At 61.2% G+C, this 24,996-nt stretch carries 24 protein-coding genes; 6 read left to right on the top strand and 18 right to left on the bottom strand.

Annotated elements, in window-relative coordinates; all coding sequences use genetic code 11:
- Position 1: 1 nt before the first annotated feature.
- The 3 genes from tolR to ybgC all read right to left on the bottom strand — a co-directional run bounded on the left by tolR (position 2) and on the right by ybgC (position 1,691).
- Positions 2-478, bottom strand: coding sequence for a protein TolR (tolR, locus tag ACOQFT_RS02845; protein ID WP_421596549.1), 477 nt, complete (start codon positions 476-478; stop codon positions 2-4).
- Position 479: 1 nt separating this feature from the next.
- Positions 480-1,175, bottom strand: coding sequence for a protein TolQ (gene tolQ / locus ACOQFT_RS02840; protein WP_170445419.1), 696 nt, complete (start codon positions 1,173-1,175; stop codon positions 480-482).
- A 108-nt stretch (positions 1,176-1,283) separates the two neighbouring features.
- Positions 1,284-1,691 (bottom strand): tol-pal system-associated acyl-CoA thioesterase, encoded by a 408-nt coding sequence (ybgC, locus tag ACOQFT_RS02835; protein ID WP_421596548.1) that lies wholly within the window; start codon positions 1,689-1,691, stop codon positions 1,284-1,286.
- Between the two features lie 196 nt (positions 1,692-1,887).
- On the opposite strand from ybgC, the gene ACOQFT_RS02830 reads away from it, so the two are divergent.
- Positions 1,888-3,594, top strand: coding sequence for a SulP family inorganic anion transporter (locus tag ACOQFT_RS02830; RefSeq protein WP_421596547.1), 1,707 nt, complete (start codon positions 1,888-1,890; stop codon positions 3,592-3,594).
- 3 nt (positions 3,595-3,597) lie between these two features.
- On the opposite strand, the gene ACOQFT_RS02825 is transcribed toward ACOQFT_RS02830, so the two are convergent.
- The 4 genes from ACOQFT_RS02825 to ruvC form a co-directional block, all read right to left on the bottom strand.
- Positions 3,598-4,221, bottom strand: a complete 624-nt coding sequence (locus tag ACOQFT_RS02825) for a hypothetical protein (protein WP_421596546.1) — start codon at positions 4,219-4,221, stop codon at positions 3,598-3,600.
- A 63-nt stretch (positions 4,222-4,284) separates the two neighbouring features.
- Positions 4,285-5,304, bottom strand: coding sequence for a Holliday junction branch migration DNA helicase RuvB (ruvB, locus tag ACOQFT_RS02820; RefSeq protein WP_421596545.1), 1,020 nt, complete (start codon positions 5,302-5,304; stop codon positions 4,285-4,287).
- Positions 5,305-5,308: 4 nt separating this feature from the next.
- The gene (gene ruvA / locus ACOQFT_RS02815) at positions 5,309-5,986 is read right to left on the bottom strand and encodes a Holliday junction branch migration protein RuvA (RefSeq protein ID WP_421596544.1); all 678 of its coding nucleotides are present in this window, start codon (positions 5,984-5,986) and stop codon (positions 5,309-5,311) included.
- Positions 5,983-6,480: a crossover junction endodeoxyribonuclease RuvC gene (ruvC, locus tag ACOQFT_RS02810; protein ID WP_170445436.1), complete on the bottom strand. Its 498-nt coding sequence runs from the start codon at positions 6,478-6,480 to the stop codon at positions 5,983-5,985. The genes ruvA and ruvC overlap by 4 nt, the downstream gene beginning before the upstream one ends.
- A 334-nt stretch (positions 6,481-6,814) precedes the next feature.
- Here ruvC and ACOQFT_RS02805 point away from each other — a divergent pair, with 334 nt between their 5' ends.
- Complete coding sequence (locus tag ACOQFT_RS02805) at positions 6,815-7,027, top strand: DUF1127 domain-containing protein (protein WP_421596543.1); 213 nt, start codon at positions 6,815-6,817, stop codon at positions 7,025-7,027.
- Between the two features lie 98 nt (positions 7,028-7,125).
- Here the strand turns inward: ACOQFT_RS02805 and ACOQFT_RS02800 are convergent, their stop codons facing one another.
- From ACOQFT_RS02800 to ACOQFT_RS02785, 4 genes are all read right to left on the bottom strand, one after another.
- A complete protein-coding gene (locus tag ACOQFT_RS02800) occupies positions 7,126-7,470 on the bottom strand; it encodes a hypothetical protein (RefSeq protein WP_170445444.1) in 345 nt (114 codons plus the stop codon).
- A 97-nt stretch (positions 7,471-7,567) separates the two neighbouring features.
- Positions 7,568-8,446, bottom strand: a complete 879-nt coding sequence (locus ACOQFT_RS02795; protein ID WP_421596542.1) for a 50S ribosomal protein L11 methyltransferase — start codon at positions 8,444-8,446, stop codon at positions 7,568-7,570.
- A 66-nt stretch (positions 8,447-8,512) separates the two neighbouring features.
- The gene (locus ACOQFT_RS02790; RefSeq protein WP_421596541.1) at positions 8,513-9,745 is read right to left on the bottom strand and encodes an MFS transporter; all 1,233 of its coding nucleotides are present in this window, start codon (positions 9,743-9,745) and stop codon (positions 8,513-8,515) included.
- 79 nt (positions 9,746-9,824) lie between these two features.
- Positions 9,825-12,050 carry a primosomal protein N' gene (locus tag ACOQFT_RS02785; RefSeq protein WP_421596540.1) on the bottom strand — a complete coding sequence of 742 codons (2,226 nt, stop codon included), beginning with the start codon at positions 12,048-12,050 and terminating at the stop codon, positions 9,825-9,827.
- Between the two features lie 59 nt (positions 12,051-12,109).
- Between ACOQFT_RS02785 and fsa the strand changes: the two genes are divergently transcribed.
- From fsa to ACOQFT_RS02765, 4 genes are all read left to right on the top strand, one after another.
- Positions 12,110-12,763 carry a fructose-6-phosphate aldolase gene (fsa, locus tag ACOQFT_RS02780; protein ID WP_421596539.1) on the top strand — a complete coding sequence of 218 codons (654 nt, stop codon included), beginning with the start codon at positions 12,110-12,112 and terminating at the stop codon, positions 12,761-12,763.
- Positions 12,764-12,960: 197 nt separating this feature from the next.
- Positions 12,961-13,668, top strand: coding sequence for a DUF484 family protein (locus ACOQFT_RS02775; RefSeq protein WP_421596538.1), 708 nt, complete (start codon positions 12,961-12,963; stop codon positions 13,666-13,668).
- Positions 13,665-14,585 (top strand): tyrosine recombinase XerC, encoded by a 921-nt coding sequence (locus tag ACOQFT_RS02770; protein ID WP_421596537.1) that lies wholly within the window; start codon positions 13,665-13,667, stop codon positions 14,583-14,585. The genes ACOQFT_RS02775 and ACOQFT_RS02770 overlap by 4 nt, the downstream gene beginning before the upstream one ends.
- Before the next feature lie 83 nt (positions 14,586-14,668).
- Positions 14,669-15,382 (top strand): CDP-alcohol phosphatidyltransferase family protein, encoded by a 714-nt coding sequence (locus ACOQFT_RS02765; protein ID WP_421596536.1) that lies wholly within the window; start codon positions 14,669-14,671, stop codon positions 15,380-15,382.
- Here ACOQFT_RS02765 and ACOQFT_RS02760 read toward each other — a convergent pair.
- The 7 genes from ACOQFT_RS02760 to ACOQFT_RS02730 form a co-directional block, all read right to left on the bottom strand.
- On the bottom strand, positions 15,367-15,834 hold the full coding sequence (locus ACOQFT_RS02760) for a hypothetical protein (protein ID WP_421596535.1): 468 nt from the start codon (positions 15,832-15,834) through the stop codon (positions 15,367-15,369). The two genes, ACOQFT_RS02765 and ACOQFT_RS02760, sit on opposite strands and share 16 nt — an antisense overlap.
- A 76-nt stretch (positions 15,835-15,910) precedes the next feature.
- A complete protein-coding gene (locus ACOQFT_RS02755) occupies positions 15,911-16,366 on the bottom strand; it encodes a methylated-DNA--[protein]-cysteine S-methyltransferase (RefSeq protein WP_421596534.1) in 456 nt (151 codons plus the stop codon).
- Between the two features lie 70 nt (positions 16,367-16,436).
- On the bottom strand, positions 16,437-19,409 hold the full coding sequence (gene ileS / locus ACOQFT_RS02750; RefSeq protein ID WP_421596533.1) for an isoleucine--tRNA ligase: 2,973 nt from the start codon (positions 19,407-19,409) through the stop codon (positions 16,437-16,439).
- A gap of 164 nt (positions 19,410-19,573) precedes the next feature.
- Entirely contained in the window at positions 19,574-22,267 is a 2,694-nt protein-coding gene (locus tag ACOQFT_RS02745) for a DUF2339 domain-containing protein (RefSeq protein WP_421596532.1), read from the bottom strand.
- 91 nt (positions 22,268-22,358) lie between these two features.
- Complete coding sequence (locus ACOQFT_RS02740; protein WP_421596531.1) at positions 22,359-22,838, bottom strand: DUF2269 family protein; 480 nt, start codon at positions 22,836-22,838, stop codon at positions 22,359-22,361.
- Positions 22,838-24,160: an SDR family oxidoreductase gene (locus ACOQFT_RS02735; protein WP_421596530.1), complete on the bottom strand. Its 1,323-nt coding sequence runs from the start codon at positions 24,158-24,160 to the stop codon at positions 22,838-22,840. The genes ACOQFT_RS02740 and ACOQFT_RS02735 overlap by 1 nt, the downstream gene beginning before the upstream one ends.
- A gap of 78 nt (positions 24,161-24,238) precedes the next feature.
- Positions 24,239-24,949, bottom strand: a complete 711-nt coding sequence (locus ACOQFT_RS02730; protein WP_421596529.1) for a VIT1/CCC1 transporter family protein — start codon at positions 24,947-24,949, stop codon at positions 24,239-24,241.
- Between the last annotated feature and the right edge of the window lie 47 nt (positions 24,950-24,996).

Here is a 24,996-nt window from a genome sequence, read left to right as displayed (position 1 = left end):
CTCACTCTCCACCTTCTTCCAGCGTCGGGCCACCGCTGTCTGTCACCAGGCCCACATTGGAAAACCCACCTGCGTTCAGCGCCCCCATGACCTGCATCACCTGCGCGTAGGGGATCGCCCCGTCGGCCCGTAGGAACACACGGTCACTGCTGCGTTCTGACGCAATCGCGCGCAATTTGCCAATCAACTCTTCCCGCAACACATCCGTGGTCTGAATCTGCACCCGGCCATCTGCGGTCAACGTTACGGTCAACGGTTCCTCGTTGTCGCCGGGCAAGGCGCTGGCCGCCGTTTTCGGCAAATCCACCGGCACCCCGACGGTCAGCAGCGGGGCCGCCACCATGAAGATGATCAGCAACACCAGCATGACGTCCACAAATGGCGTCACGTTGATCTCGGCCATCGGCTGCGCGCGGCCGCGACGCCGCCCGCGTCTGCGTCCATTCCCGCCGCCGTTTTGCTGAACTGCCGCGCCCATGTCAGCTGTCCAGCTGCCGCGACAGGATAGTGGCGAATTCGTCGGCAAAAGCCTCGTAGCCGTTGACGATCCGGTCGCTATCCGCGCTGAGCTTGTTATAGAAAATCACCGCCGGGATCGCCGCCAGCAGGCCCAGACCTGTGGCCAGCAGCGCCTCGGCAATACCGGGGGCCACAACAGCGAGGTTGGTATTCTGCTGCTCGGCAATCTCGATGAATGCGTTCATGATGCCCCAGACGGTGCCGAACAGGCCGATGAAGGGCGCGGTCGAACCGACGGTCGCCAGAATGGACAGGCCCTTTTGCAGCCCCTCGGCCTCTTTCGCGATCGCCACGTCCATCGAGCGGTCGATCCGCGCCGTAGCCCCTGCGATCAGCCCGCCATCGGTGCGGTGCGATCGGCGCCATTCGATCATCCCGGCAGCAAAGATCTTTTCCGAACTGCCGTCGGGCTGAGTGCCGATTTGCTCGAACAACTCATCCAGAGGGTTCCCGGACCAGAAGCTTTCGTCAAACCCCTGTGCCTCACGACGGGCACCGCGATAATTGATCAGTTTCTGAATGATAATCGCCCAGGACCAGATCGATGCGCCAACCAGCATCAACATCACCAGTTTGACGATAAATGTCGCGCGGGCATACAGCCCCCACATGGAGAAATCGATCTCCTGCGCCAGCGCCAGCGTTTCAGCTTCCATGAACCTGCTCTTTTTTTGCCTGATGGCCGTTGGTTTGGCCTTGTTTTGCCAAACGCTAACCCAGATGGTTCTGAAAAGCCAACAGAACCACCCCAGTGCCGCAATTTGTTACAACAATGCGCGAATCTCTGCCGGAAGCCGCACCGGTTTGCCCTGCGCATTCATGCAAACTGCAGTGACGGTGGCTCGAAAAATCTCGGTATCGCCCCTCTTTATCAACTGCCCCATGGTCAACCGCACGCCCGAGCGGGACAGGAAGCGCGTTTCGATGGTCAGCTCATCGTCGAACTTCGCCGTCGCCAGATAATCCGCCTCGATCCGTCGAATGACCCAGACGACGCCGTCGTCGCGCATGGCATTCTGGTCGTTGCCCAAACGACGCACATAGTCCGACCGGGCCCGTTCGATATATTTCAGGTAATTCGCATGATAGACCACACCGCCCATGTCGGTGTCTTCGTAATAAACCCGGACGTGGTAGGTATGCGTGTGTTGCGCTAGGGTGTCTTCGGCCATGGTCACACATCCGGTCATTCAATAGGCAATAGTCGTCGGGCTCGGTGCGAGCCTCCTCCAACAGATGCACGCGCGTCAACGATCGTGCAATCCCTGCGGGTCTACAAAATTCGGCTTACACGGTTCTCGGTATCGAATTCCCGCCCTTCGCCGACTAACCTGCAAAAATTGAGATATGAACATAACAGGTGATTGAATGGCAGGATCGCACGGAAAGAAGGGCAGATTTCCGCTTCCCATCCTGCAGGGCATCCTGCCGATCCACCGCTCGGCCCTGCCAGCCGAGGTTCTGGCCGGGCTGACATTCGCCTGCCTCGCGATCCCCGAGGTCATGGGCTACACCAAGATCGCCGGCACTCCGGTCGTGACTGGGCTGTATACGATCCTGATCCCGATGGCTTTGTTTGCCCTGTTCGGGTCATCGCGGCATTTGGTGGTGGGGGCGGATTCCGCCACAGCAGCAATCACGGCATCGGCGCTGGTGGGTATGGCGGTCACGGGGTCGTCCGAGTATCTGGCGCTGGCCTCACTGCTGGCGCTGATGGCGGCGGTGCTGTTGATCGCCGCGCGTCTTGTCGGCCTGGGGTTTCTGGCGGATTTCCTGTCACGCACGGTACTGGTCGGGTTCCTTACAGGCGTGGGTATACAGGTGGCCAGCGGCGAAATCCCCGGAATGCTGGGGATCGAAGGCGCAGGTCACGGCACCCTCGCCAAGCTCGGCGATGTCGCGCAGCACTACGCTCGAACACATTGGCCAACGGTCGCCGTATCCGCGGCAGTGCTGACGGTTGTCATCGGGTGCAAACGGCTGTCGCCCAAAGTTCCGGGGCCGCTGTTCGCCATATTGGGCGTCATTCTGTGCAGCTGGGCGTTTCAGTTCAGTGCATCTGGCATTGGCGTTCTGGGCACGGTACCCGGCAGCCTTCCCGCCCTGTCGATCCCGGATGTGGACTGGAGCTGGTCGCTGTTCAAACAGCTTCTGCCCACAGCGCTGTCGATCTTTGTGGTGATCCTCGCCCAAAGCGCGGCGACCTCTCGCGCCTATGCCGCCCGCTACGACGACAAGTTCAGCGAGAACACCGATCTTGTCGGTCTGGGGCTGGCCAATCTGGGCGCAGCCTTTACCGGGACATTCGTGGTCAACGGCAGCCCCACCAAGACCGAGATGGTGGCCAGCGCAGGTGGCCGCAGCCAGATCGCGCAACTGACGACGGTTGCGATCGTCCTTGTTGTGATCCTGTTTCTGACCGGCCCGCTTGCGTTCCTGCCAAATGCGGCCCTTTCAGCTGTGGTTTTCTTGATTGGCGTCAAGCTGATCGACCTCAAAGGTCTCGCCGCCATATACCGGCGGGCCCGGTCCGAGTATTGGATTGCAATCGCCACCGCCGCCGTGGTGGTTCTGGTAGGCGTCGAGCAAGGGATTATCTTTGCAATGGTCCTGTCGCTGATCGATCACACGCGCCGCGGCTACCGCCCCAAGAATGCGGTGATCGTCAAAAGCAACGATGGCGGCTGGCGATCCAAACCCATCACCGCACCAAACCAGTTTGACCCCGGCCTCGTGATCTATCGCTTTTCCCACAGCCTGTACTACGCCAACACCCAGCGCCTGTCGGACGAGGTCACGGCAATCCTGGACCAGCCCGACCCGCCACTGCGCTGGTTCTGCATCGAAGCCTCTGCTGTGGATGATATCGACTTTACCGCCGGCTATACGCTGCACAGCCTCCATGACTTGCTGAAGTGCAGAGGCATCAAACTGGTTTTTCTGCTGGTCGAACCCAATGTCCGTAAAGAGCTTGATCGCTACGGGATCACGGATCTGGTTGGGGACGACGCCTACTTCGAAACAGGGAACGCCCTGATCAGAGCGTTTCATACTCGGGGCAAGCCGCCCTCCTGACCCTTATTGGAGCGGCTGCATCCGTGCAAACAGCCGCAAAACATGAGACGCGTCCTGTGCCGCCCCCGGCAGAACCGGATCATAGGCCGCCCGGATCAGCTCGGCGATGTCGGGGCGCAGGACGGTTGTATCTCCGGCCACCGCCAGAGGAGACTGGGACCGGAACGCGGTATTCGACCACAGCAGAACGGTCTGCACGACCTGGCTGAGCGCCAGTGTCTCAGCAGGAACCTTGGACATTTCTTTGTCCATCTGCAGAAAGACAAAGGCAGCGCGGATCGCGCCATCTTTCTCAAAGCGGAAGATACGGTACTGGTTGGCGCCGGCCGAAACCAACCGCTCTACCAGAGGCGCAAGATCAGGGATCAACCGATCCAGATCGGGAACCTCCAGCAATTCCTGCCAGTCGCGAAAGAAGAAAACCATGCAATTGGCACCAAGCTCCGGGTCAGTCTCGGCCATCTTGTGCCCGGCCAGCGCCACTACGGCCTCAAATGCCCCCTTGACGGTGGCCAGGGTTTCATCCTGAACACCAAAGACGATGGGCACGATGGGCCGCCCCCAGCGGGCAAACAGGAACTCGCCACTGTCGCGGGTGAACAACGTCTGGATGTCTTCGGGGGTCACGCCCAATCCTTCATCTTTTCGAAAATACTCTCGCCGAAGGCATAAAATCTCTTTGACCTGACTTCAACCAAACAGATCGCTTTGCCCTCTGGGTGCGGCCATCCCCAAATGCGTCCATGCCTTTTGGGCCAGCATCCGACCGCGCGGCGTGCGCTGTATCAGGCCCTGCTGCAACAGATAGGGCTCGATCACTTCTTCCAGCGAATCCCGGCTTTCCGACAGGGCCGCGGACAAGGTTTCAATCCCCACCGGCCCACCTGCGTAGTTCTCGGCAATCAGCTTCAGATACCGCCGGTCCGCGCCATCCAAACCCAGGTGATCGACACCCAGCCGGGTCAAAGCCCCGTCTGCCAGTTCGCGAGTAATCCGCCCATCGCCTTCGACAATGGCGAAATCAACCACACGCCGCAGCAGTCGTCCTGCAATTCGCGGCGTTCCACGAGAGCGGCGGGCGATCTCTCGCGCGCCATCATCATCCGCAGGCGCCCCCAGTTTGCGCGCGTTACGGGTGACGATCTCGTGCAGTTCATCCACCGTGTAGAATTGCAACCGCGTCGGAATACCAAACCGATCACGCAGCGGCGTGGTCAGCAGACCCATCCGCGTGGTCGCGCCGACCAGAGTAAAGGGCTGCAGCTCAATCCGAACCGTGCGCGCGGCGGGCCCTTCGCCGATCACCAGATCCAGCTCGAAATCCTCCATCGCCGGGTACAGCACCTCTTCTACCGCCGGGTTCAGACGGTGAATCTCGTCGATGAACAATACATCCCGCGATTCCAGATTGGTCAGGATCGCCGCCAGATCGCCCGCCTTGGCCAGCACCGGCCCCGAGGTCATGCGGAAATTCACCCCCAGCTCACGCGCCATGATCTGCGCCAACGTGGTCTTCCCCAATCCCGGAGGGCCATGGAACAGCGTGTGGTCCATCGCCTCGCCCCGCTGACGCGCAGATTGGATGAACACACGCAGGTTGGCGCGCGCCTCGGCCTGACCGATGAACTCGTCCAGCCCCTGCGGACGCAGCGCGCGGTCGTTGTCTTCGGGCAGAGGGTTCGGGCGCAGCGTGGGATCGGCATCTACCATTCAATCACCCTTTCGGTGCAAGCAATTTCAGCGCCGCGCGGATCAGGTCCGCCTCACCGGCATCCGGCAGGCTGGCCGCCGCTTCGGCCACGGCAGAGGCGGCGTCTGATGGTCCATAACCCAGATTGGACAGGGCCGACAACGCGCCTGCCGAGGCCGCCGCAGATCCCGAAACCGGCTTCGCCGCGCGCTTGGGGGCCGGTGCGGGCTCAACGGACTCGACGACCTCCAATGGGGGCCCGTCCGTTGCCTCAGTCACGGTTCCGCCCATCGCCATCACGCCCGGCGCCTTGTCCTTGAGGTCCAGCACGATCCGTTGCGCCGTTTTCGGCCCGACGCCCTTAGCCGCCTTGACCGCACCCCAGTCGCCCAGCGCAATCGCCCGGCTGACGCCATCCGGCCCCAAGGCCGACAGAATGGCCAGCGAGACCTTGGCTCCAACTCCCTGAACCGAGCACAGCAGCCGATGCCATTCCTTCTCGACCAGCGACAGGAACCCATAAAGCTGCATCAGGTCTTCGCGCACGACCATATCGGTATAGATCGAGACCGCCTCTCCCACACCCGGCAAAGCCGCCATAGTGCGGTCCGAGCAATAGACGATGTACCCAACCCCGCGCACATCGATCAGTACGTGATCCGCCGCGCGATAATCCAGCCGCCCTGTCAGTTTTCCAATCATGCCCGTACCTCTTTCATCCGCGCATGCGGTGCTGTGCCGTAATACGAATGACAGATGGCAATCGCCAGAGCATCCGCCGCATCCGCGCCCTTGGGCTGACAGCCCGGCAATTGCAGTTTGACCATGTGCAGGACCTGTTCTTTCTCGGCGTGGCCAACACCCACGACGGTTTTCTTGACCCGGTTGGGCGCATATTCCCCTACCGGCAGCCCGGCCTGCGCCAGCGTCAACAGCGCTACACCGCGGGCCTGACCCAGCTTTAGCGTACCTGCGCCATCCTTGTTCACGAAAGTCTGTTCGATGGCGGCCTGATCGGGTTGGTGTTCGGCAATGACCTCGACGATCTGATTATGCAGCGACAGCAACCGTTCGCCCAGATCGTCCCCGTCGGATTTGCATAAACCATTCGCAACATGACTCAGGCGGCTGCCATGCGATTCGATGACGCCCCATCCCAGGGTCCTGAGCCCCGGATCAATGCCCAGAATTCGCATTTTTTGCCTCAGCCTGCTCGGGTTTTTGTGATCTTTCTTTCGGATTAGCACGAAGCGTGAACATTTTCCAAGCGAATTGACCCTGCGCCTGAAAACGACACACCTGTCCCGAGGGCGACAAAACGGCCTGTTTGCGACTGCGGAAAGCCTGAATTCGACACGCTTTCTTATCACCTAATGGTCTATAAATTAAAGGTTTTTAAGGATTCAACACCCTTGCAAAAAACGCATAGGACACATGCAAATTCCGCACTTGCGCGACCAGATCGACGGAACTAGATGCCGCGTACATCGGATGATCAAAAGTTAAACACTAACCAGAAGGAAACAGGATATGGCTGCACTGGACACAACCCGCGCCACCACTGGCTCGTTCGGCCTCGTCGGCCGTATCGGCGAAACTTTCGCATCGGTCGTGAACGCCGTTGTCGAATGGAATGACACCCGCGTGACACGCAACGTGCTGAGCGGTCTGACAGATCGCGAACTGGAAGATATCGGTATGTGCCGCGGTGATATTGACATCGTAGCAGAAGGTCGTCGCTAAGAGACAACCACCACTCACTCTCCCCACTCCCTTCTGGGGAACACATAGAACGCCGCGCATTTCATGATGTGCGGCGTTTTTCGTCAAAGCTGATCGGTTCAGTGAAGAAAGCCGCTGATCTGGGCTGCCAGATACTCGGACACCGGGTCGACCTGCATCACCCATGCGCCGGCTTTTTCAACAGATGTACCCTGCGCCAGACTGTCGACGCGATACTGATAGGCCGAAGCCCCCAAGCTTGTCAGCAAAAAGACCTTGAACGCGAACAGGCCCAGAAAACACCCCACAAGTGCCTTGACCGGAAGCGCAGATTTGACCCGCTGCGGCCTCATGACCACAAGGCCATCCTTACGCATCGTGGCGCGATAGCCCCGGCTTAGCTTGGCGTGTTTCTTGTTCAGGCGATGAACGCGCTGATCGAATTCCAGTTGTTTTCCCGTCATGGCAGCCTCCAAAAACCGCCCCCGTAACCACGTTATGACGGTAGTTACAGATTGCGACAAAAAAGAGGCATGAATCTACGGAACTCCTGCAAATGGTCTAATTTAGGCCTTTTTTGCGCAAAATTAGCGTAGTCCATTCACCAATTTCGTCTCTTTTGGTCAGATTGAACCCGTTTTGTAAATAAACCGAGACCACGTCATCGGCCTGTTCATTGAGGATTCCCGACAGGATCGCATATCCACCACCCCGCAGATTCGCCGCAATTTCGGGGGACAAGGCCACCAGCGGGCCTTTGAGAATATTGGCAAAAATCAGATCGTAGGGGGCGTGAGACTGCAGGTCGGGATGGTCGAAACCGGCAGCCTCGACGCAATCCACCTGCCCCGACATGCCATTGGCCTTGAGGTTGGCTTCGGCCACATCCACTGCAACCTGATCGATATCACTGGCGATGATATCGCCGTCCCAAACCCGCGCCGCTGCCATCGCCAGAACCGCGGTACCGCAGCCGATATCGGCCACTTTGGTCGCTGCAAACCCGTCGTTCAGAAGGTGATCCAGCGCCTTGAGACAGCCCAGCGTGGTACCGTGGTGGCCGGTGCCAAAGGCCATTGCGGCCTCGATCAGCAGGGGTATGCGGCCCTCGGGCAGCTTATCGGCATCGTGGCTGCCGTAGACAAAGAACCGCCCGGCCTCGACCGGGGCCAATTCTCGGCGCACATGGGCGACCCAGTCGGTTTCGGGCAGTTCCGAAACGACAAAGGGCTTGGCCTCGAACGCGGCGGCCAGAACGGCCAGAGCAGTATCGTCCGGCGCTTCGGTGAAATAGCCGCCGACCTCCCACAGGCCCGATCCATCCTCGACCTCGAACACGCCAACGCCGGTGGGTTCCGGATCCAGACGCTCCATCGCTTCGCCCAGACCTTCGGCGGCCTTTTTGCCGGTCAGAGTGGTAAGCGCGGTAAATGTGGGCATAGGGGCCTCCTGTCTCAATTGAGACAGCGCCTAGGGCGATGGCCCGCCAAGGTCAAGCATTTGCGCCTATTCAGCGGGAGCCGGGGCGTATTTCGACAAAATGGTTTCATTGCCAGGCTCGGGGTGGCGCGGGATCAGCAGCGACAGGGCCAGCGAGACCAGCGCCATAACGGCCGCGAGTCCAAAGACCGCACCGGGCGACACGACCCAAAGCAGCCCCAGCAGCGCAGGCAGGAACACGGCTGCAATGTGGTTGATGGTAAAGGCCACCGCAGCCGTCGGCGCGATATCCGCCGGATCGGCAATCTTCTGGAAATAGGTCTTCAACGCCAGCGCCAAAGCAAACAGAACATGGTCAATCACATAAAGGATCGCCGCCAGAAGCACGCCCCAACCGAACCAATAGATGCCGCCATATGCGGCAAAGACGATGGCCAGACCTGTATATTCGAAAATCAGCGTGCGCCGCTCGCCAAACATCGACACCGCTTTGCCCAGCATGGGGGCGGCGGCCATGTTGATCACCAGGTTGATCAGATAGAGGCTTGTCAGTTCATGCACTTCAAAGCCGAATTTCTCGACCATCATGAAGCCTGCAAAGACAACGAAAATCTGCCGGCGTGCGCCTGCCATGAATTGTAGTGCATAATACAGCCAGTACCGTTTGCGCAGGATCAGCTTTTTGGTCTGCGGCGTGGGCGCGTCGAACTGCGGATAGGCCACCAGACAGAACAGCGCCAACAACGCCGTCACACCACCTGCGGCCATGAAAACGAAATTGTAGGACAGATCGAGCCGGTCCCAGGTCAGCACGATCAAGCCATAGACAACCGCCGTGGCCGCCGAGCCCATGGCCACCAGCCAGCCCAACACCTGTGGAGCGCGGTCCTTGGGCAGCCATTGCAATTGCAGAGATTGGTTCACCGTTTCGTAGTAGTGAAAGCCAATCGAGCTGAACAAAGTCACAAACAGCAGCCCGCCCAGACTAGGGAACCATGCGGTCACCGCCGTCGCCACGCCCAGCATCATCAGCGAGATCATCGCCAGCACCTGTTCGCGGACGAAGATGATCACCGCAATCACGCCAACGGCCAGAAAGCCCGGAATTTCGCGCACCGTATGCAGCAACCCGATATCCGCGCCGTCGAAATTGGCCACTTCGATGACGAAGTTGTTCAGCAGCGCGCTCCAGGCGTTGAAGGCGATGGGCATGGTCAGCGCCATCACGAACAAGAGCGTGATGGGGCGGCGCCAGAACGGCAGGCTCTGCGCCTCGGAAAGCGGCATGGGTTTCAACATGGGACTCCCTCTACGCCCATTTTCGTGGTTTGGCGAGGGCCAAGGACGCGATGCACACTGGCTCTGCGCTGGCGCAGGGTCAGTAAAAGTTCTGCGGGTCGATATCGACGGTCAGGCGGATATCCCCTTTCAGGCGCAGGGGGGCGATCCAGCGGGCGATGGCGTCCTGAATGGGCGCGCCCTTGGGGGCCTTGACCAGCAGGCGCACGCGGTGACGGCCCCGAATACGCGCAATCGGCGCCGGGGCCGGGCCAAAAACCTGCGCGCCAATCTCTCGCAAAGGTACGTCGTTGCGGGCCATCGCATTGCCGATATCGAATACCGGCCCGACCTCTGGCCCCGACAGCACAATCCCCGCCATACGCCCATAGGGTGGCACCCCAGCCGCTTGTCGCCCAGCGGCCTCGGCCTTCCAGAACCCCTCTTCATCGCCCGACAGGATGGCGCGGATCACCGGGTGTTCCGGCTGAAAAGTCTGCAACAGCGCCTGCCCCGGCTTGTCCGCCCGGCCCGCCCGCCCTGCGACCTGTCGCATCAGTTGGAACGTCCGCTCGGCAGCCCGCAGGTCAGCGCCATGCAGCGAGAGGTCGGCGTCGATCACCCCAACCAGTGTCAGCTTGGGAAAGTTGTGTCCCTTGGCCACCAGTTGCGTGCCGATGACGATGTCTGCATCGCCCTCGGCAATCTCTTCGATCTTGGCCTTCAACGCCCGGGCCGAACCAAACAGATCGGAGCTGAGCATCGCTATCTTGGCCTCGGGGAAGGTTGCCTCAGCCTCTTCCGCCAGCCGCTCGATCCCTGGCCCGACCGGAGCCAGTTTCCCTTCGACCCCGCAGGACGGACAGACGTCAGGCATTGGCTTGGTCTCACCGCATTGGTGGCACATCAGGCGCTTGAGGAATCTATGCTCGACCATCCGCGCGTCGCAATGATCACAGGCGATCTGTTCTCCACAAGCCCGGCACAACGTCACCGGCGCGTAACCACGGCGGTTGATGAACAGCAGCGATTGCTCGCCCCGTTCGCTCCGCTGCCGCACCGCCTGCCGCAGCGATGGAGAAATCCACGTGCCGGGCTGCATCTGCTCGGCCCGCATGTCGATGGGCTTCATCTCGGGCAGCACCGCCGCCCCAAAGCGTGATGTCAGATCCAGCCGTTCATACTTACCGGCCTCGGCATTGGCCCAGCTTTCCAGCGAGGGCGTAGCACTGGCCAGAATCACTCGCGCGCCGCAAATGGCCGACCGCAGAACCGCCATGTCGCGGGCGCTGTAATGCACGCCGTCTTCCTGTTTGTAAGAGGTATCGTGCTCCTCATCGACCACCACCAGCCCCAGATTGCGGAACGGTAGGAACAAAGCCGACCGCGCGCCTACGACCAGTTGCGCGTCGCCCTGCCCGACCATGCGCCAGACCCGACGACGTTCGGTCATCGTTGCACCGGAATGCCATTCGGCTGGGCGCGCGCCGAACCGCGCCTCGACCCGCGTCAGGAATTCTGCGGTCAGGGCAATCTCGGGCAGCAAGACCAGCGCCTGCCGTCCCATGCGCAGCGCCTCGGCCACGGCTTCCAGATAAACCTCGGTCTTGCCCGAGCCCGTCACGCCTTTCAGCAGCGTCGTGCCATAGTCGCCCGTCCGCTGCCCGGCCTGCAGCCGGATCACCGCAGCGGCCTGATCCTCGGTCAGGTCCTTTCCCGGCAAATCCGGGTCCAGATACGGATAGGGCAGATCGCGCGGGCTGTCCTCTTCCCGCACCGCGCCCTGTTTCACCAGCCCTTTGACCACCGAGGACGTCACGCCCGCCTGCTCGGCCAGCTCTTTTAGCGTAAACGCCAACCCGCCATATTCACGCAGAACCTCCAGCACACGGGTCCGCGCGTCGGTCATCCGATCCGGCTGAGCTTCGCCAAGGCGGTAAATCTTGCGCATCGACGGCGGATCGCCCAGCCCGGGCGCGCGCGTTGCCAGTCGCAGCATCGCTGGCATCGGCGTCAGCGTGTAATCGGCCACCCGGCCCAAAAACACCCGCATTTCCTCGCGCATCGGCGCGACCTCAAGCACCCGGATCACCGACCGCGCCTTGGCCAGATCAAAACCGCCTTGCCCCGGCCCCCAGACCACGCCCAACACCTTGCGCGGCCCCAAGGGCACCTCGACAAACGCGCCCAGAAAACACCCGCCTTCGGGCGCCTTGTAATCCAGCGTCCGGTCCAGCGGCTGCGTGGTCAGCACCGCCACCAGCTCGCCTTGGTCGAAATACTCCTGAATGCTCACCGCATATCCTTGGGTCGGGGGTTTCAGCATGGGTCTCTTTGAGGTAAAGGCATCCGCAACTAAGGCCAACCCATCAAAGGACTGCCCTCATGAAATTCTTCGTAGACACCGCCGAGATCGACGCCATCGCCGAGCTGAACGACCTAGGCATGGTGGACGGCGTGACCACCAACCCCTCGCTGATCCTGAAATCGGGCCGCGATATTCTGGAAGTGACCAAGGAAATCTGCGATCTGGTCGACGGCCCCGTTTCCGCCGAGGTGGTCGCCACCGAAGCCGACGACATGATCGCCGAAGGCCGCAAGCTGGCCAAGATCGCGCCAAACATCGCCGTGAAGGTTCCGCTGACATGGGCTGGCCTGAAAGCGTGCAAAACACTGACTGACGAAGGCCAGATGGTCAACGTGACCCTGTGCTTCTCGACCAATCAGGCGCTGTTGGCAGCCAAAGCAGGCGCGACCTTCATCTCTCCCTTCATCGGCCGTCTGGACGACATCAACCTGGATGGCATGGACCTGATCGCCGATATCCGTCAGGTCTATGACAATTACGGGTTCGAGACCGAGATCCTGGCCGCCTCGATCCGCACCGTGAACCACGTGACCGATAGCGCCCGCATCGGCGCCGACGTGATAACCGCCCCACCCGCCGTGATCAAGAAACTGGCCGATCACCCCCTGACCGACAAAGGCCTTGAAACCTTCCTGGCCGACTGGGCCAAGACCGGTCAGAAAATCCTCTGATACTGTGCGCGACCGCGCGGCGCCGTCAGGCGCCGCGCCCGGCCCAACTGCAAAACCTGATCTTCTGATCAGGATGTTGCAGGCGGGAGCCATTCCGACACATCCCCACATGAAATACACTTTTACCTGCATTTTTCCCAAGGCAATTCCCGTGTCTCGTGTTATAAGCCGCTCAACAAAAAAAGACCGGACGGGACATGAGCAGCAACACCAAACTCAAGGATAATCTCCGCGCCGCGATTCTGGCCGAACCGGACGCTGTGCTGGACGACAAGGATCTGATGCAGGCGCTGGTGACAGCCAACGAACAGGCGCGCGGCGACAATGTCATCGACCTGCGCGGCATCGCCATGCAACGGCTCGAGGCGCGGCTGGACCGGCTCGAGGATACGCATCGTTCAGTGATCGCAGCGGCCTATGAAAACCTCGCGGGCACCAATCAGGTGCATCGCGCCATTCTCCGCCTGCTGGAGCCGGTGGAATTCGAGGATTTTCTGCGCACGCTCGGTGATGAAATTGCCGATATCCTGCGGGTGGACCACATAACCCTGGTTCTGGAAACCACCGTCCGGCAGGAAGACCCTGCCATCGAAAAGCTGGGCGGAGTGCTGACCGTAGTCGAACCGGGGGCTGTCGATGCCTATCTCAGTCAGGATCGCGGCGGTCCGGCGCGGCAAGTGGTCCTGCGCCCGATTGCACAGGCCAACCCCCGTATTTTCGGCGTCAAGGCCAACCAGTTCCGCTCGGAGGCATGTCTGAGGCTGAACTTGGGTGAGGGCCGCCTGCCCGGCATGATCGTCATGGGGGCCAGGGACGCCAACCACTTCACCCCGCAATTGGGTACCGACCTGCTGTCCTTCTTTGCTGGCGTGTTCGAACGCTCGATGCGCCACTGGCTGTCGTGAGCCTGATCTCCCCAGCCTGCCGCGATGCGCTACAGCATTGGCTGGACAGTTTGGGGGCATTGGCCGGACGGTCCGAGAATACGAAAACCGCCTACCGCGGGGATGTCACCGATTTCCTGTCTTTCATGACGCTGCACCACAGCGAGAGGCAGGGGTTGGCGGCACTGGCGCGGATCACCGTCTCGGACATGCGCGCGTGGATGGCGGATCAGCGCGCTTCGGGTGTCGGCGCGCGGTCACTGGCGCGCAAACTCTCAGCAGTCAAAAGCTTCTACCGCTGGCTGGCCGAGCGTGAGGGGTTCGAACCCACTGCGGTTTTGTCGACCCGCGCGCCCAAGTTCACCAAGAAACTGCCCCGCCCGCTGGCCGAAGACGCCGCCCGCGCCATGATCGAAACGGTCGAGCTGCAATCGACCAACGATTGGGTCTCGGCCCGCGACGTAGCCGTGGTCACACTGCTTTACGGCTGCGGGCTGCGCATTTCCGAGGCTCTGTCCCTGACCGGTGCCGACGCCCCCCTGCCCGAAACCCTGCGAATCGTCGGCAAAGGCAACAAAGAGCGGATCGTTCCCGTCCTGCCCGCCGCCCGCGCGGCCGTGGATCGTTATCTGCAGCTGTGCCCGCACCCGCAAGACAACGACAAAGCCCTGTTCCGTGGCGTCCGTGGCGGTGCGCTGAACCCGCGGGCCATTCAAGGCGTAATGGCCAAGGCGCGAATGCAACTCGGCCTGCCCGCGACGGCCACGCCGCACGCTTTGCGACACAGCTTTGCCACCCATCTTCTGTCCGCCGGGGGCGACCTGCGCGCCATTCAGGAACTGCTGGGCCACGCATCGCTCTCGACCACTCAAACCTATACGGCGGTCGATACGGCGCGGTTGATGGAAGTTTACAACCGCGCCCACCCCAAAGCGTGATGTCTTCGCATCGCGACGTCGGGCATTCCCTTTAACCCGGCTTTTGGTTTGCATCTGGCTAACGCATCGGTCATGACACCTGCATGACCCTCAGATTCAAAGCGCTTTTCGTCCATCTGTTCACCGCCACCGGCGCCGTTTTCGCCATGCTGGCCATGCTGGCCGCCGTCGAAGAGAAATGGAGCCTGATGTATCTGTGGCTTGTGGTCTCGTTCATCGTGGACGGCATCGACGGCCCTCTGGCCCGACATTACCAGGTGAAAAAGAACGCGCCCGAGTTCGATGGTGTGCTGCTGGATCTGATCATCGACTATCTGACCTACGTGTTCATCCCGGCCTTTGCGTTGTTCAAATCCGGGCTTATGGACGGCTGGACCGGCTGGTTCGCGATCATCGTCATCACCTTTGCAAGTGCGATGTATTTTGCCGATACGCGCATGAAAACAAAGGATAACTCCTTTTCCGGCTTCCCCGGCTGCTGGAACATGTTCGTGATCGTAATTTTCGCGCTACAGCCCAATTTCTGGATCATCCTGCTGCTGGTGTCGCTGCTGTCGCTGGCGATGTTCCTGCCGCTGAAATTCATCCACCCCGTCCGAACCGAGCGCTGGCGCGCCGTATCGCTGCCCATAGCCTTTGCCTGGACCTTCTTTGCCGGCTGGGCCGCCTGGGTCGATTTTCACCCGGAAAGCTGGGCGCATTGGGGTCTGGTGATCACCAGCCTTTATCTGGTGTCGGCGGGGATTGCGCAGCAGATCATACCGCAGCGCAAAAGCGCGGATTACAGGACCTCCTGAACCTCGAACTCGGTGCCGTTGTGGGTGAAGACATCACCCTCTTGCAGGCCGATCATGGCCAGATAGATCGGGCTTTGGGTTGAGATCCCCATATAGGTCTTGCCATCCACATCAAACCGCGTGGTCGAGACGCAGACCACAAAGCGGCGATTGTTGAACTTGACCACCGCGCCGGGCTGCACCGTGTCCGTCATACTGAAATCGGTATTTTCGATCACGTCAATCTTGGCGTGATGGGCGTGCACCGGGGCATCAAAGGCCGCCGCCAGATCCGCGTTCTCGCGCGAGGCGGCGATATCGTCCTTGTCATGCCCTTCCCGGTCATCCAGCTGGGAATCCTTCAGGAAGGCGTCGTAATGCGCCTGGGCGGTTGCCAGTTCCTGCTCTTCCAGCGACATCAGTCGGTCAATGATGGCCTTCTTGCGGGCGGCCGGGTCTGTTTGGGCGGTCATGCAATGCGGTCCTTTGAATTCTCTGTCCGATACAAGTTGGGCTTCAAGCAACCGGATTGCAATAGAATTCCGCGCCTCAGATCAGCAGACCTGCCGCCCTTTCATGGCGCAGCAGGGCAACCTTGGTCTCGATCCCGCCGTCCCCGGAAAAGCCGCCCAGACCGTTGGCCGCCAGCACCCGGTGACAGGGGATGATGACCGGAATCGGATTGGCGCCGCAGGCCTGCCCAACCGGCTGAGCGGGTTGCCCCAGCTCTTTGGCGATATCGCCATAGGTTCGGGTTTCGCCCAAGGGGATGGCATACATCAGATCACAGACCTGTTGTTGAAATGCGGACCCGGCAACGTGATACGGCAGGTCAAATCGATCCAGCCGACCCTGATCATAAGCTGTCAATTGCGCGGCGGCCTCTTGCAGCAGAGGCGTCTCAGGCCCTTCGTCTCGGCCATTCCACACAAGACGTGTGATGGCTCCGTCGGTTTCTTCGACACTAAGGCGGCCAAACTGAGTTTCAACGGCGATCATCGGCATGAGGGCAACGTTTCAGATCGCCCGTCCCGGCGCAACGAAAAACCCCCGGCGGTTGGGCCGGGGGTCGATCTTAGCTCAGTGCTTCGTCGCAGCGTCCGCAGACACCTGCATGGGCGTGGCGGCCCACATCGGGCAGGATTTTCCAGCAGCGCTGGCACTTTTCGCCCTCGGCCTTTTCGAACACCACCGCGACGCCTTCGATTTCCGGTACGCGGAAGGCCTCAGCCGGGGCCGGATCGCCGGTGACCGTCAAACCGGAGGTGATGCACATGTCATCCACGTCAAAGGTGGCCAGCAGGTCGCGGACCTCACCATCTTCGACATGCACGATCGGCGCCGCTTCGAGGCTGGAGCCGATTACCTTGTCCTGCCGCTGAATCTCCAGTGCGGCGGTGACGGCCCGGCGCACGCGGCGGACCTTGGCCAAGTTGCCCTCCAACTCGGCATCGCGCCAATCGGCGGGCGTGTCAGGGAAGTCCACCAGATGAACCGAGCTGTCATCGCCCGGGAACCGCTCCAGCCAGACCTCTTCCATAGTGAACACCAGAACCGGCGCCAGCCAGGTGGTCAGGCGATGGAACAGAATATCCAGCACAGTGCGAGCCGCGCGGCGGCGCAGGCTGTCGCCGTCGCAATAGAGCGCATCTTTGCGGACGTCGAAATAGAACGAGGACAGATCGACCGTGGCAAAGGTAAAGACTGCGCTGAACACGCCCTGGAAATCAAACGACGCATAGCCCTTGCGCACCTGTTCATCCAGCTCGGCCAGACGGCTGAGGACCCAGCGTTCCAGACGCGGCATATCCTCGGGTGCGACGCGGTCGGCCTCGGTGAAATCGGCCAGCGAGCCCAGCATGAACCGCATGGTATTACGCAAACGGCGATAGCTGTCGGCAGTGCCTTTCAGGATTTCAGGCCCGATCCGCTGGTCGGCGGTATAGTCGGTCTGAGCCACCCACAGGCGCAGGATGTCGGCGCCGTATTGTTTGACGACCTCTTCCGGCACGATGGTGTTGCCCAGCGACTTGGACATCTTGTTGCCCTTGGCATCCAGCGTGAAACCGTGGGTCACCACATTGCGATACGGCGCACGCCCCTTGGTGCCGCAGGCCTGCAGCATCGACGAATGGAACCAACCGCGGTGCTGGTCGGTGCCCTCCATATAGACATCGGCGATGCCGTCCTCGGTGCCGTCCTCGCGGTCGCGCAGAACAAAGGCGTGGGTCGAGCCAGAATCGAACCACACGTCCAGCACATCAAACACCTGATCGTAATCGTCCGGGTTGGCGATGCCGTCGAGGATCTTCTCTTTGAAGCCGTCGGTGTACCAGATATCGGCGCCGTCTTTCTCGAACGCCGCCTTGATGCGCGCGTTCAGGTCTTCGTTGCGCAGCAGGTAATCCGCGTCGGTGGGCAGAGCGCCCTTTTTGGTGAAGCAGGTCAGCGGCACACCCCAGGCGCGCTGGCGGGACAAGACCCAGTCCGGGCGCGCTTCGATCATCGAATACAGGCGGTTACGTCCGGTCTGCGGTGTCCACTTCACCAACTCGTCGATCGAGCGCAGAGCGCGTTCACGGATGGTGTCACCCATCTCGCCCATACCATCGTTCAGCTTGCGGTCGACAGAGGCAAACCACTGCGGCGTGTTGCGGTAGATGATCGGCGCTTTCGAGCGCCAGGAATGCGGATAGCTATGCTTGATCTTACCGCGCGCCAGCAACCCGCCGACCTCGACCAGCTTGTCGATGATCGCCTTGTTCGCGTCCCCTTCACCGCCCTTGCGGGACAGGATGTATTTGCCGCCAAAGAACGGCAGATCGGCGCGGAAGCTGCCATCGTCCATCACGTTGTAGGTGATGACCTGCTCCAACATGCCGAGATCGCGGTAAAGCTCGAATTCCTCCATACCATGCGAGGGCGCACAGTGAACAAAGCCGGTGCCCTCGGTATCGGTCACGAACTCGGCGGCGCGGAAATCGCGGAAGTCATCCCATTCGCCATTGCCACCCTCGGCTCCGGCCAGCGGGTGAGTCAGTTGGATTTTTGCCAGATCGCCTTGCGACACATCGCAAACGCGGGTCCACTGGCCGTCGTTCAGACGCGCGCGGCCCAACACGTCCGCCGCCAGATTGTCCGCCAACAGGAACTTGTCGCCGACATTGGCCCAGCACTCTTCCGGTGTGCCAGTTACTTCGTAGAGACCGTAAGAAATGTCTTTGCCATAAACGACCGCCTTGTTTGACGGCATAGTCCACGGGGTCGTCGTCCAGATCACCACATGTGCATCTTGAAGATGCAGGTACATCTGTTCGCCGAAAAACTCGTCCTCGTCGGTCTCGTATGTCGACTTGGGCCAGTTATCTAAATTGACCTTGAACTTCACCCAGATGGTGAAGCTTTCCTTGTCGTGATACTCGACCTCGGCCTCGGCCAGCGCGGTCTTCTCGATGGGCGACCACATCACGGGCTTCGAGCCCTGATACAGCGTGCCGTTCATCAGGAACTTCATGAACTCGTCCGCGATCACCGCCTCGGCGTGATAGTCCATGGTGATGTAGGGATCAGGCCAGTTGCCGGTGATGCCAAGGCGCTTGAACTCTTCGCGCTGGATGTCGATCCAGCCTTCGGCGAACTTGCGGCATTCCTGACGGAAGTCGACGATGTTCACCTCGTCCTTGTTCTTGCCCTTCTTGCGGTACTGTTCCTCGATCTTCCATTCGATCGGCAGACCGTGGCAGTCCCAGCCGGGTACATAGCGCGCATCGAAGCCCATCATCTGATGGCTGCGCACGATCATGTCCTTGATGGTCTTGTTCAGCGCGTGGCCGATATGCAGGTGGCCGTTCGCATACGGAGGGCCATCGTGCAGCGTAAAGGGCGCGCGGCCTTCTTTCTCGCGCAGGCGGTCATAGACGCCGATGGTCTCCCACCGTTCCAGCCATGCGGGTTCGCGCTTGGGCAGGCCAGCGCGCATGGGAAAGTCGGTGTTGGGCAGGTTCAGCGTGTCTTTGTAATCAGGTGTCTGGATCGTGTCGGCGCACATTGGGGGCGTCCTTTGGATGATCTGGTCGTACTAGGATCGAAGCGGTCGGTGCGAATTCTCAAACACCTTTGCCCGGCGTCTCAGAGGGTCAGAGCGCCGGGGATATAATTCGAATAATGATGGCCGTCCGGTCATACATGGCCGCGCTTATAAGACGCCCACGCCTAATGGTCCAGAGGTTCCACCCCATGCGGCGAATGGCGCAGCTTGGCCCAGCGATTGAGCCACGCCAGACCGGCCAGCGCCAGACCCAAAGCCAGCAGCGAGAACACCCGGATCAGACCGCCAAGCCCGGCGATATCGATCATGAACACCTTCCCCACGGCCAGCCCGATCACAGCCAGCCCGACCTTGCGCATCAGGTCGGACCGACGGGCCAGAGACTGATAAAACAGCGCCGCGCCGATCAACAGCAAGGCCATGGTATATGTGTAAAGCTCGGGCTGGGTCACGCCGTTGCCCTCATACATCCCCGCGGCACCCTGCCAAGCGTGACGGATTGCCAAACCCAGCCAGACCGCCACCAGTACTCCGCTCAGACCATAGCTGGCGCGCTTCAGCCAAAGAGGTGTCGCTTGAATGCGCCAAACCGAGAACCCGATGGCCAGCGCTGGCAGCAGGTAAGCCACAGCCAGCGTGTTCAGCACCGGCGGGCCCAAAACCGGCGGCACGAGCGTACTGAGTAGCGGGTTCGCCTCGGTCAGCGCCTGCACCAGCCGGAACAGGCCATGCCCGGCGAAAAAAACGGCCAGCAGGTAGCGCGCATAGTTCAGCTTGCCGCCCAGTTCGAACCGCTGCACCTGTGCAAAGGCCAGCAGCAGCCAGATGATCGCCAGCAAACCCAGACCCCAGTGACTGTTGGTGGCATTGCCTTCGCCAAAGCTCTGCAGCCAGCGTTCCAGCAGGAGCGACAGCAGGATCCCCCCAGTTGCCCAGGTCGCACTCTCCAGCAGCAGCGTCGCCAACGGGCGGTTCAACGGTCTGATCAGCAGCCAGCCTATCAGGAACCCGACGGTCGCCGCGCTGTATACCAATGTCATCTCGGCCACCGAAGCTGTGCTGGCCCAGACAAGGCCCGGATTCAGGACCAGCCGCACCGTGACCGTGAACACTCCGGCCCAGATGAACCAACTCATCGGCGGCAGGGTGAATTTGCGATCCAGCGCGGTGGCCACGACAATCATCGCGACCAAAGCTATGGTCAGCGCCGCCGAACTGAGGACGATGACGCAGGCAAAGGTCAAACAGGACAACGCCGAAAGCGTCGCCAATGACGGGCGCATCCGATTGTCGCCGTCAACACGCGCAAAGCGTTCGGCAAAGACGACCATCAGCACGCCCAATGCAATGCCGTGCAGCGCCCACGGGTAGGCTCCGATGACCGCCGCCGGGTGCCAGCCGATCTCAAGCGCGATGGCGAGGGCGGGTGCAAAGACAGCGGCCGCTCCGGCCCAGACGGCTGCAAACCTGCGCGCCTGCATCGAGCGCCACGCTGCGGTGACGGAAATCACAGCGCCCAGAGCGGTCAAAATCGTGACCACCCACGGGTAATCTGCTTCGGCGGTTTCGGCATAGGTTTCGGCGAACTGGCGCAGCACGATGCCATTGTCCCAACCGTGCATCAGAACGAACCAGATAAGGCCGAGCGCAGGTAACACTGTCGCATCCTGCAAGGCCTCTGCCCGGCCGCCCCACAGCATCAATCCAAGCGTCAGCGCCGATAGCAGCACAACACCCAGCCAAAACTCTGCCGAACTGTCGGCCCAGTGCACTGACAGAATGGCGGAACTTACGGCAATTGCGGCAAATCCCAGTCGGGTCGGAAATTCAGGCCACTCATCCCCCTTTTTATGACTGATGATATGGCTGATCATCGCACCGCCATGATCGGGCCAGACCCGCCGGACAGGGATGGCAATCGCAATCACCGCCAGCGCCGTGACGCTGATCAGATAGTCCGGTTCTGTCAGCGGCGAGGACAGCACCACCAACAGGCAGGCAGTATACGCCCCAAGCAGGGTCAGAACCGATATCCACGCCCAGCGCCGCACCGTATCGATCCCCAGACCCAACACGGCGATCACGAAGAAATAGGCATACAGCCAACCCGGATCTTCAGAGGTTCCGCCAACGACGAAAGGGGCTGAAAAGGCTCCGATCAAACCGACGGCGGCCAGCAAGGGGCCGTGGAACCAGCCCAGGACCAGCCCCAGCAGCGCGACCACAACCATCGCGGCCAGCGCGGCCTCGGGGCCGATCAGATCATAGAGCTGGCGCGCGGCCAGAATACCTCCGAACAGAGTGACCAGACCGGCGCCGGAAAAGACCGAGGGCAGATAGGCGGTGGCCGAGGTTTCGTCATCGCCGAACCGGCGGCGGATCACTTCCCCTGCAACGATCAGCGCGGCACCGAACAGCAACGCCGCTGTCACGCGCGCAAACGGAGGCAGCAGCCCGTTTTCGACGCCATATTGCACCAGAAAAATCCCCGCCAAAGCCAGCGACAGGGCCGATACCGCGTAAAACCAATTCTCGCGCAGCCAGACCGTGAGCGTCGACAGACTGTCTTTGCGAAACACAACGGCTGCGGGTGGGGACGGTTCGGCAGCAGGCCGGGAAGTTTGAGCCTTGGACCACGGGGCGGGCTTTGGCGTCTTGTCCGGCTTTTCCGTCGGTTTGCGAGGCTCGGGTCGGGTTGGCGCAGGGCGGGCTTCGGGAACGTCTCCGCCCAGCGCGCGAAGTTGCTGCTCAAGCTGTTCGACCCGTCGGCGCAGGCGCGTGTGACCAACAAGCAGAACAATGATGGCCACCGGTATGGCCAGCACGATCAATCCGACAAGAACAAGCAGGGATTCCAATGGTCTCTCCGAGTGGTTTCAACGCCAAGCTACCCGAGGCACGCAGCGGGCAACAGTCAGAAATCCCATGATTTGCGCGCAGTTTCCCGGGCTATGTCCAACCAATCGACGGGCGCGCGATCATCAGCCAAAGGATGATCAACACCGCTGCGAAAGCGGGAAACCCACAGGCGAACCAGATACGGAACAGGCGATGATAAGCCTGTGGCAATGGCGCGGACCGGTCAGCCGCCGCCTGCGCAAGTTCGCGCATACGGACCTGTATCCACACGACTGGAAGCCAGAACACCCCGGCCACTGCGTAAAGCGCCAGCGATTTCAGCACCCAGCCTTCGGTCAGGGGCCAGCCCAGCCGCCATGTCAGCAGGCCGCCGGTGATTGGCTGGGCAACAACAGCCGTGGCCGTGAACAGCAGATCGGCCAGAACCACCACTCCGGCGGTCTGCGCGATAAACCGGGCATCACCTGAACGGTGCGCGATCAGCATGAAAAACGCGATCCCTGCGCCGGTGCCCAGCAGGACGCAAGCTCCGATGATGTGCAGCCAGCGCAGGATCAGGTCCGGGTCCATCAGCGGCTCTGCAAGAGGGGCCAGGCGATCAATGACAACGTCGTCGCCGGCAATATCTTGATCAACGGGCCCAGCGGGTCGAGCCACAGGCCGGGAACGGTGAAACTGGCGGCCAGCAGGTAAATCAGAGCAACCGCAACCTGCGCCAGACAGACCCGCGCAGCCCAGGGACGCCACAGGATGGCGAGCCCCAGCGCGACATCCACTAAGGACCAGAACAGGACGCTGGCCACGGCCATGGCCATGCTCCACCCGGCATCGGTCAGAAGGGCCGCAGCCCGGGGCAGGCTGATCAATCCGATCAGGCCGGATACCAGCCAGAACAGGCTAAGCACCGCGACAACCACAGGCATCAACAGCGACATCCGCGCGGTCAGCCGATGCTCACGTGAACAGGTCAGACCCGCATAGACCTCCGGTAATCCGGCCAGCGTCTGGCCCGTGGCCACACGGTAGGGCTCTGGGTCACCCACCACACCATCGGCCATCACCTTCATCGCATTGCTGCGCAGGGGCGAGCGCCACCCCAAATGCCCCAGCCCATCTGCACAGGCCGAGATCAGGCCTGTCACCACGCCCGGCACCGCCACCGTAACCCGCGCGTCGGGGAATCCCATCCATTTGCGGGTCTCCGCCAACACATGAGACAATGGGGCCGGAGTGTCTTCGACCAGATCATAAGCCCCCTGCGGCAAGTCCTGCGCCACGGCCAGTACGACGGCGCGGCACAGGTCCTGCATTCCGACGCATTGAACAGGGGTTTCGGGATACGCAATGGGCTGCACCAAAGGCACCGCCGCCAGCATCCGCAACAGCGCGGTGCCGCCATAATCCGATTGTCCGATCACCAGACCCGGTTTGAGTATCCACAACGGAACGCCGCTTGCCCGCAGCGCCGCATCCCCCTCGGCCTTGGTACGCATGAAATCGGTATCGGCATCGGGTTCGGCCCCGATGGCCGAAATCTGGACCACGGCGATGTCTTTTTCGGCACATGCCTGGCCCAAGGCAGCAATGGCGACGCGATGCACGGCCTCAAGATCATCGGCCGGGCCATCCTGCAATGCGCCCGCGCAGTTTACGACGCAATCAATGCCCTGCAGGTGGCTGCCCCAATCCTCGGGCTGTAAACAGGTCCGCAAATCACCTTGTATCTGCGGAATATCGCCAAGAACCTGCATCCCCGCCTTCCCGCTGCGCACAAAGGCCGAAACACGCGCGCCCTCAGCCCGCAGCGACCGCGTGACAGCGGCACCGATAAAGCCATAAGCCCCTAAAACCAGAACGTTTTTATGCGCAAGCTGCAATTGGCGCCCGATCACTTGATCCTGTTTGCAGCAGCCTACCCGCTGGCTGCGGATTGACCAGCCATATGCGCCACCCTGCGACAATCTTGGCCGTCACGGGTGAAACAGAGACCCGACAAGATAGGCGATCAACGCCGCAGCCCCGCCGATCACAAAAGTCTCGAACCCGGATCGCCACCAGGGGGCCAGAGACCAGCGGCTCTTGAACGCGCCAATAGCAAAGAAAACGCCCATGGTCATGCAGGCCGAGACCGCAAAAGCCTGATCGAGTGACAGAAGGAACGGCAGGAGCGGCACCATACCGGCAACAAGGAACGCGATGAAGGTGGCCATCGCCGCCTTGAACGGGTGAGGATCGACACTGCCCAGCCCATATTCGCCCTCGACCATCAGGTTGATCCAGTTTTCGTGGTTGGCGGTGATCGCTTCCGTTGCCTCGTCCAACACGCGGCCTGACAGGCCCTTCTGCGCCAGAATCTCGCGCACTTCACAGCGCTCTCCGTCGGGATAGAGGTCGATATGGCGCTCTTCGATAGCGCGGATGCGGCGGATATTGTCCAACTCGGCCTTGGTGCCCGAGTAATTCCCGGCGGCCATGGAAAACCCGTCCGCCAGCACATTGGCCAGACCCAGCGCCACGATGATGAAGGGCGACAGCCCCGCACCGGCGACCCCGGCCACGATGGCAAAAGTGGTCACCGACCCGTCAATGCCGCCATAGACCACATCGCGCAGCACACCCCGACCGGGCGGCGCATTGATCCGCGCGGCGATTTCCTGCTGGCTGTGTCCGTGGTCGGTCATGGCTGGCTCCGGCTTTGTTATGCACGCCAGCGGGACAGGGGACCTTG

Source organism: Ruegeria sp. MALMAid1280, from assembly GCF_049195285.1.
GTDB lineage: Bacteria > Pseudomonadota > Alphaproteobacteria > Rhodobacterales > Rhodobacteraceae > Ruegeria.
Note: the sequence above shows the minus strand (reverse complement) of the source record. Positions and strands in the feature narration are given on the sequence as shown.

What these genes read in the sequence shown, in the direction of transcription:
- tolR (WP_421596549.1), bottom strand. Translation starts at nt 478, where the DNA reads ATGGGCGCGGCAGTTCAGCAAAACGGCGGCGGGAATGGACGCAGACGC.
- tolQ (WP_170445419.1), bottom strand. Translation starts at nt 1,175, where the DNA reads ATGGAAGCTGAAACGCTGGCGCTGGCGCAGGAGATCGATTTCTCCATG.
- ybgC (WP_421596548.1), bottom strand. Translation starts at nt 1,691, where the DNA reads ATGGCCGAAGACACCCTAGCGCAACACACGCATACCTACCACGTCCGG.
- ACOQFT_RS02830 (WP_421596547.1), top strand. Translation starts at nt 1,888, where the DNA reads ATGGCAGGATCGCACGGAAAGAAGGGCAGATTTCCGCTTCCCATCCTG.
- ruvB (WP_421596545.1), bottom strand. Translation starts at nt 5,304, where the DNA reads ATGGTAGATGCCGATCCCACGCTGCGCCCGAACCCTCTGCCCGAAGAC.
- ruvA (WP_421596544.1), bottom strand. Translation starts at nt 5,986, where the DNA reads ATGATTGGAAAACTGACAGGGCGGCTGGATTATCGCGCGGCGGATCAC.
- ruvC (WP_170445436.1), bottom strand. Translation starts at nt 6,480, where the DNA reads ATGCGAATTCTGGGCATTGATCCGGGGCTCAGGACCCTGGGATGGGGC.
- ACOQFT_RS02805 (WP_421596543.1), top strand. Translation starts at nt 6,815, where the DNA reads ATGGCTGCACTGGACACAACCCGCGCCACCACTGGCTCGTTCGGCCTC.
- ACOQFT_RS02800 (WP_170445444.1), bottom strand. Translation starts at nt 7,470, where the DNA reads ATGACGGGAAAACAACTGGAATTCGATCAGCGCGTTCATCGCCTGAAC.
- ACOQFT_RS02795 (WP_421596542.1), bottom strand. Translation starts at nt 8,446, where the DNA reads ATGCCCACATTTACCGCGCTTACCACTCTGACCGGCAAAAAGGCCGCC.
- ACOQFT_RS02790 (WP_421596541.1), bottom strand. Translation starts at nt 9,745, where the DNA reads ATGTTGAAACCCATGCCGCTTTCCGAGGCGCAGAGCCTGCCGTTCTGG.
- ACOQFT_RS02785 (WP_421596540.1), bottom strand. Translation starts at nt 12,050, where the DNA reads ATGCTGAAACCCCCGACCCAAGGATATGCGGTGAGCATTCAGGAGTAT.
- fsa (WP_421596539.1), top strand. Translation starts at nt 12,110, where the DNA reads ATGAAATTCTTCGTAGACACCGCCGAGATCGACGCCATCGCCGAGCTG.
- ACOQFT_RS02775 (WP_421596538.1), top strand. Translation starts at nt 12,961, where the DNA reads ATGAGCAGCAACACCAAACTCAAGGATAATCTCCGCGCCGCGATTCTG.
- ACOQFT_RS02765 (WP_421596536.1), top strand. Translation starts at nt 14,669, where the DNA reads ATGACCCTCAGATTCAAAGCGCTTTTCGTCCATCTGTTCACCGCCACC.
- ACOQFT_RS02760 (WP_421596535.1), bottom strand. Translation starts at nt 15,834, where the DNA reads ATGACCGCCCAAACAGACCCGGCCGCCCGCAAGAAGGCCATCATTGAC.
- ACOQFT_RS02755 (WP_421596534.1), bottom strand. Translation starts at nt 16,366, where the DNA reads ATGCCGATGATCGCCGTTGAAACTCAGTTTGGCCGCCTTAGTGTCGAA.
- ileS (WP_421596533.1), bottom strand. Translation starts at nt 19,409, where the DNA reads ATGTGCGCCGACACGATCCAGACACCTGATTACAAAGACACGCTGAAC.
- ACOQFT_RS02740 (WP_421596531.1), bottom strand. Translation starts at nt 22,838, where the DNA reads ATGGACCCGGACCTGATCCTGCGCTGGCTGCACATCATCGGAGCTTGC.
- ACOQFT_RS02730 (WP_421596529.1), bottom strand. Translation starts at nt 24,949, where the DNA reads ATGACCGACCACGGACACAGCCAGCAGGAAATCGCCGCGCGGATCAAT.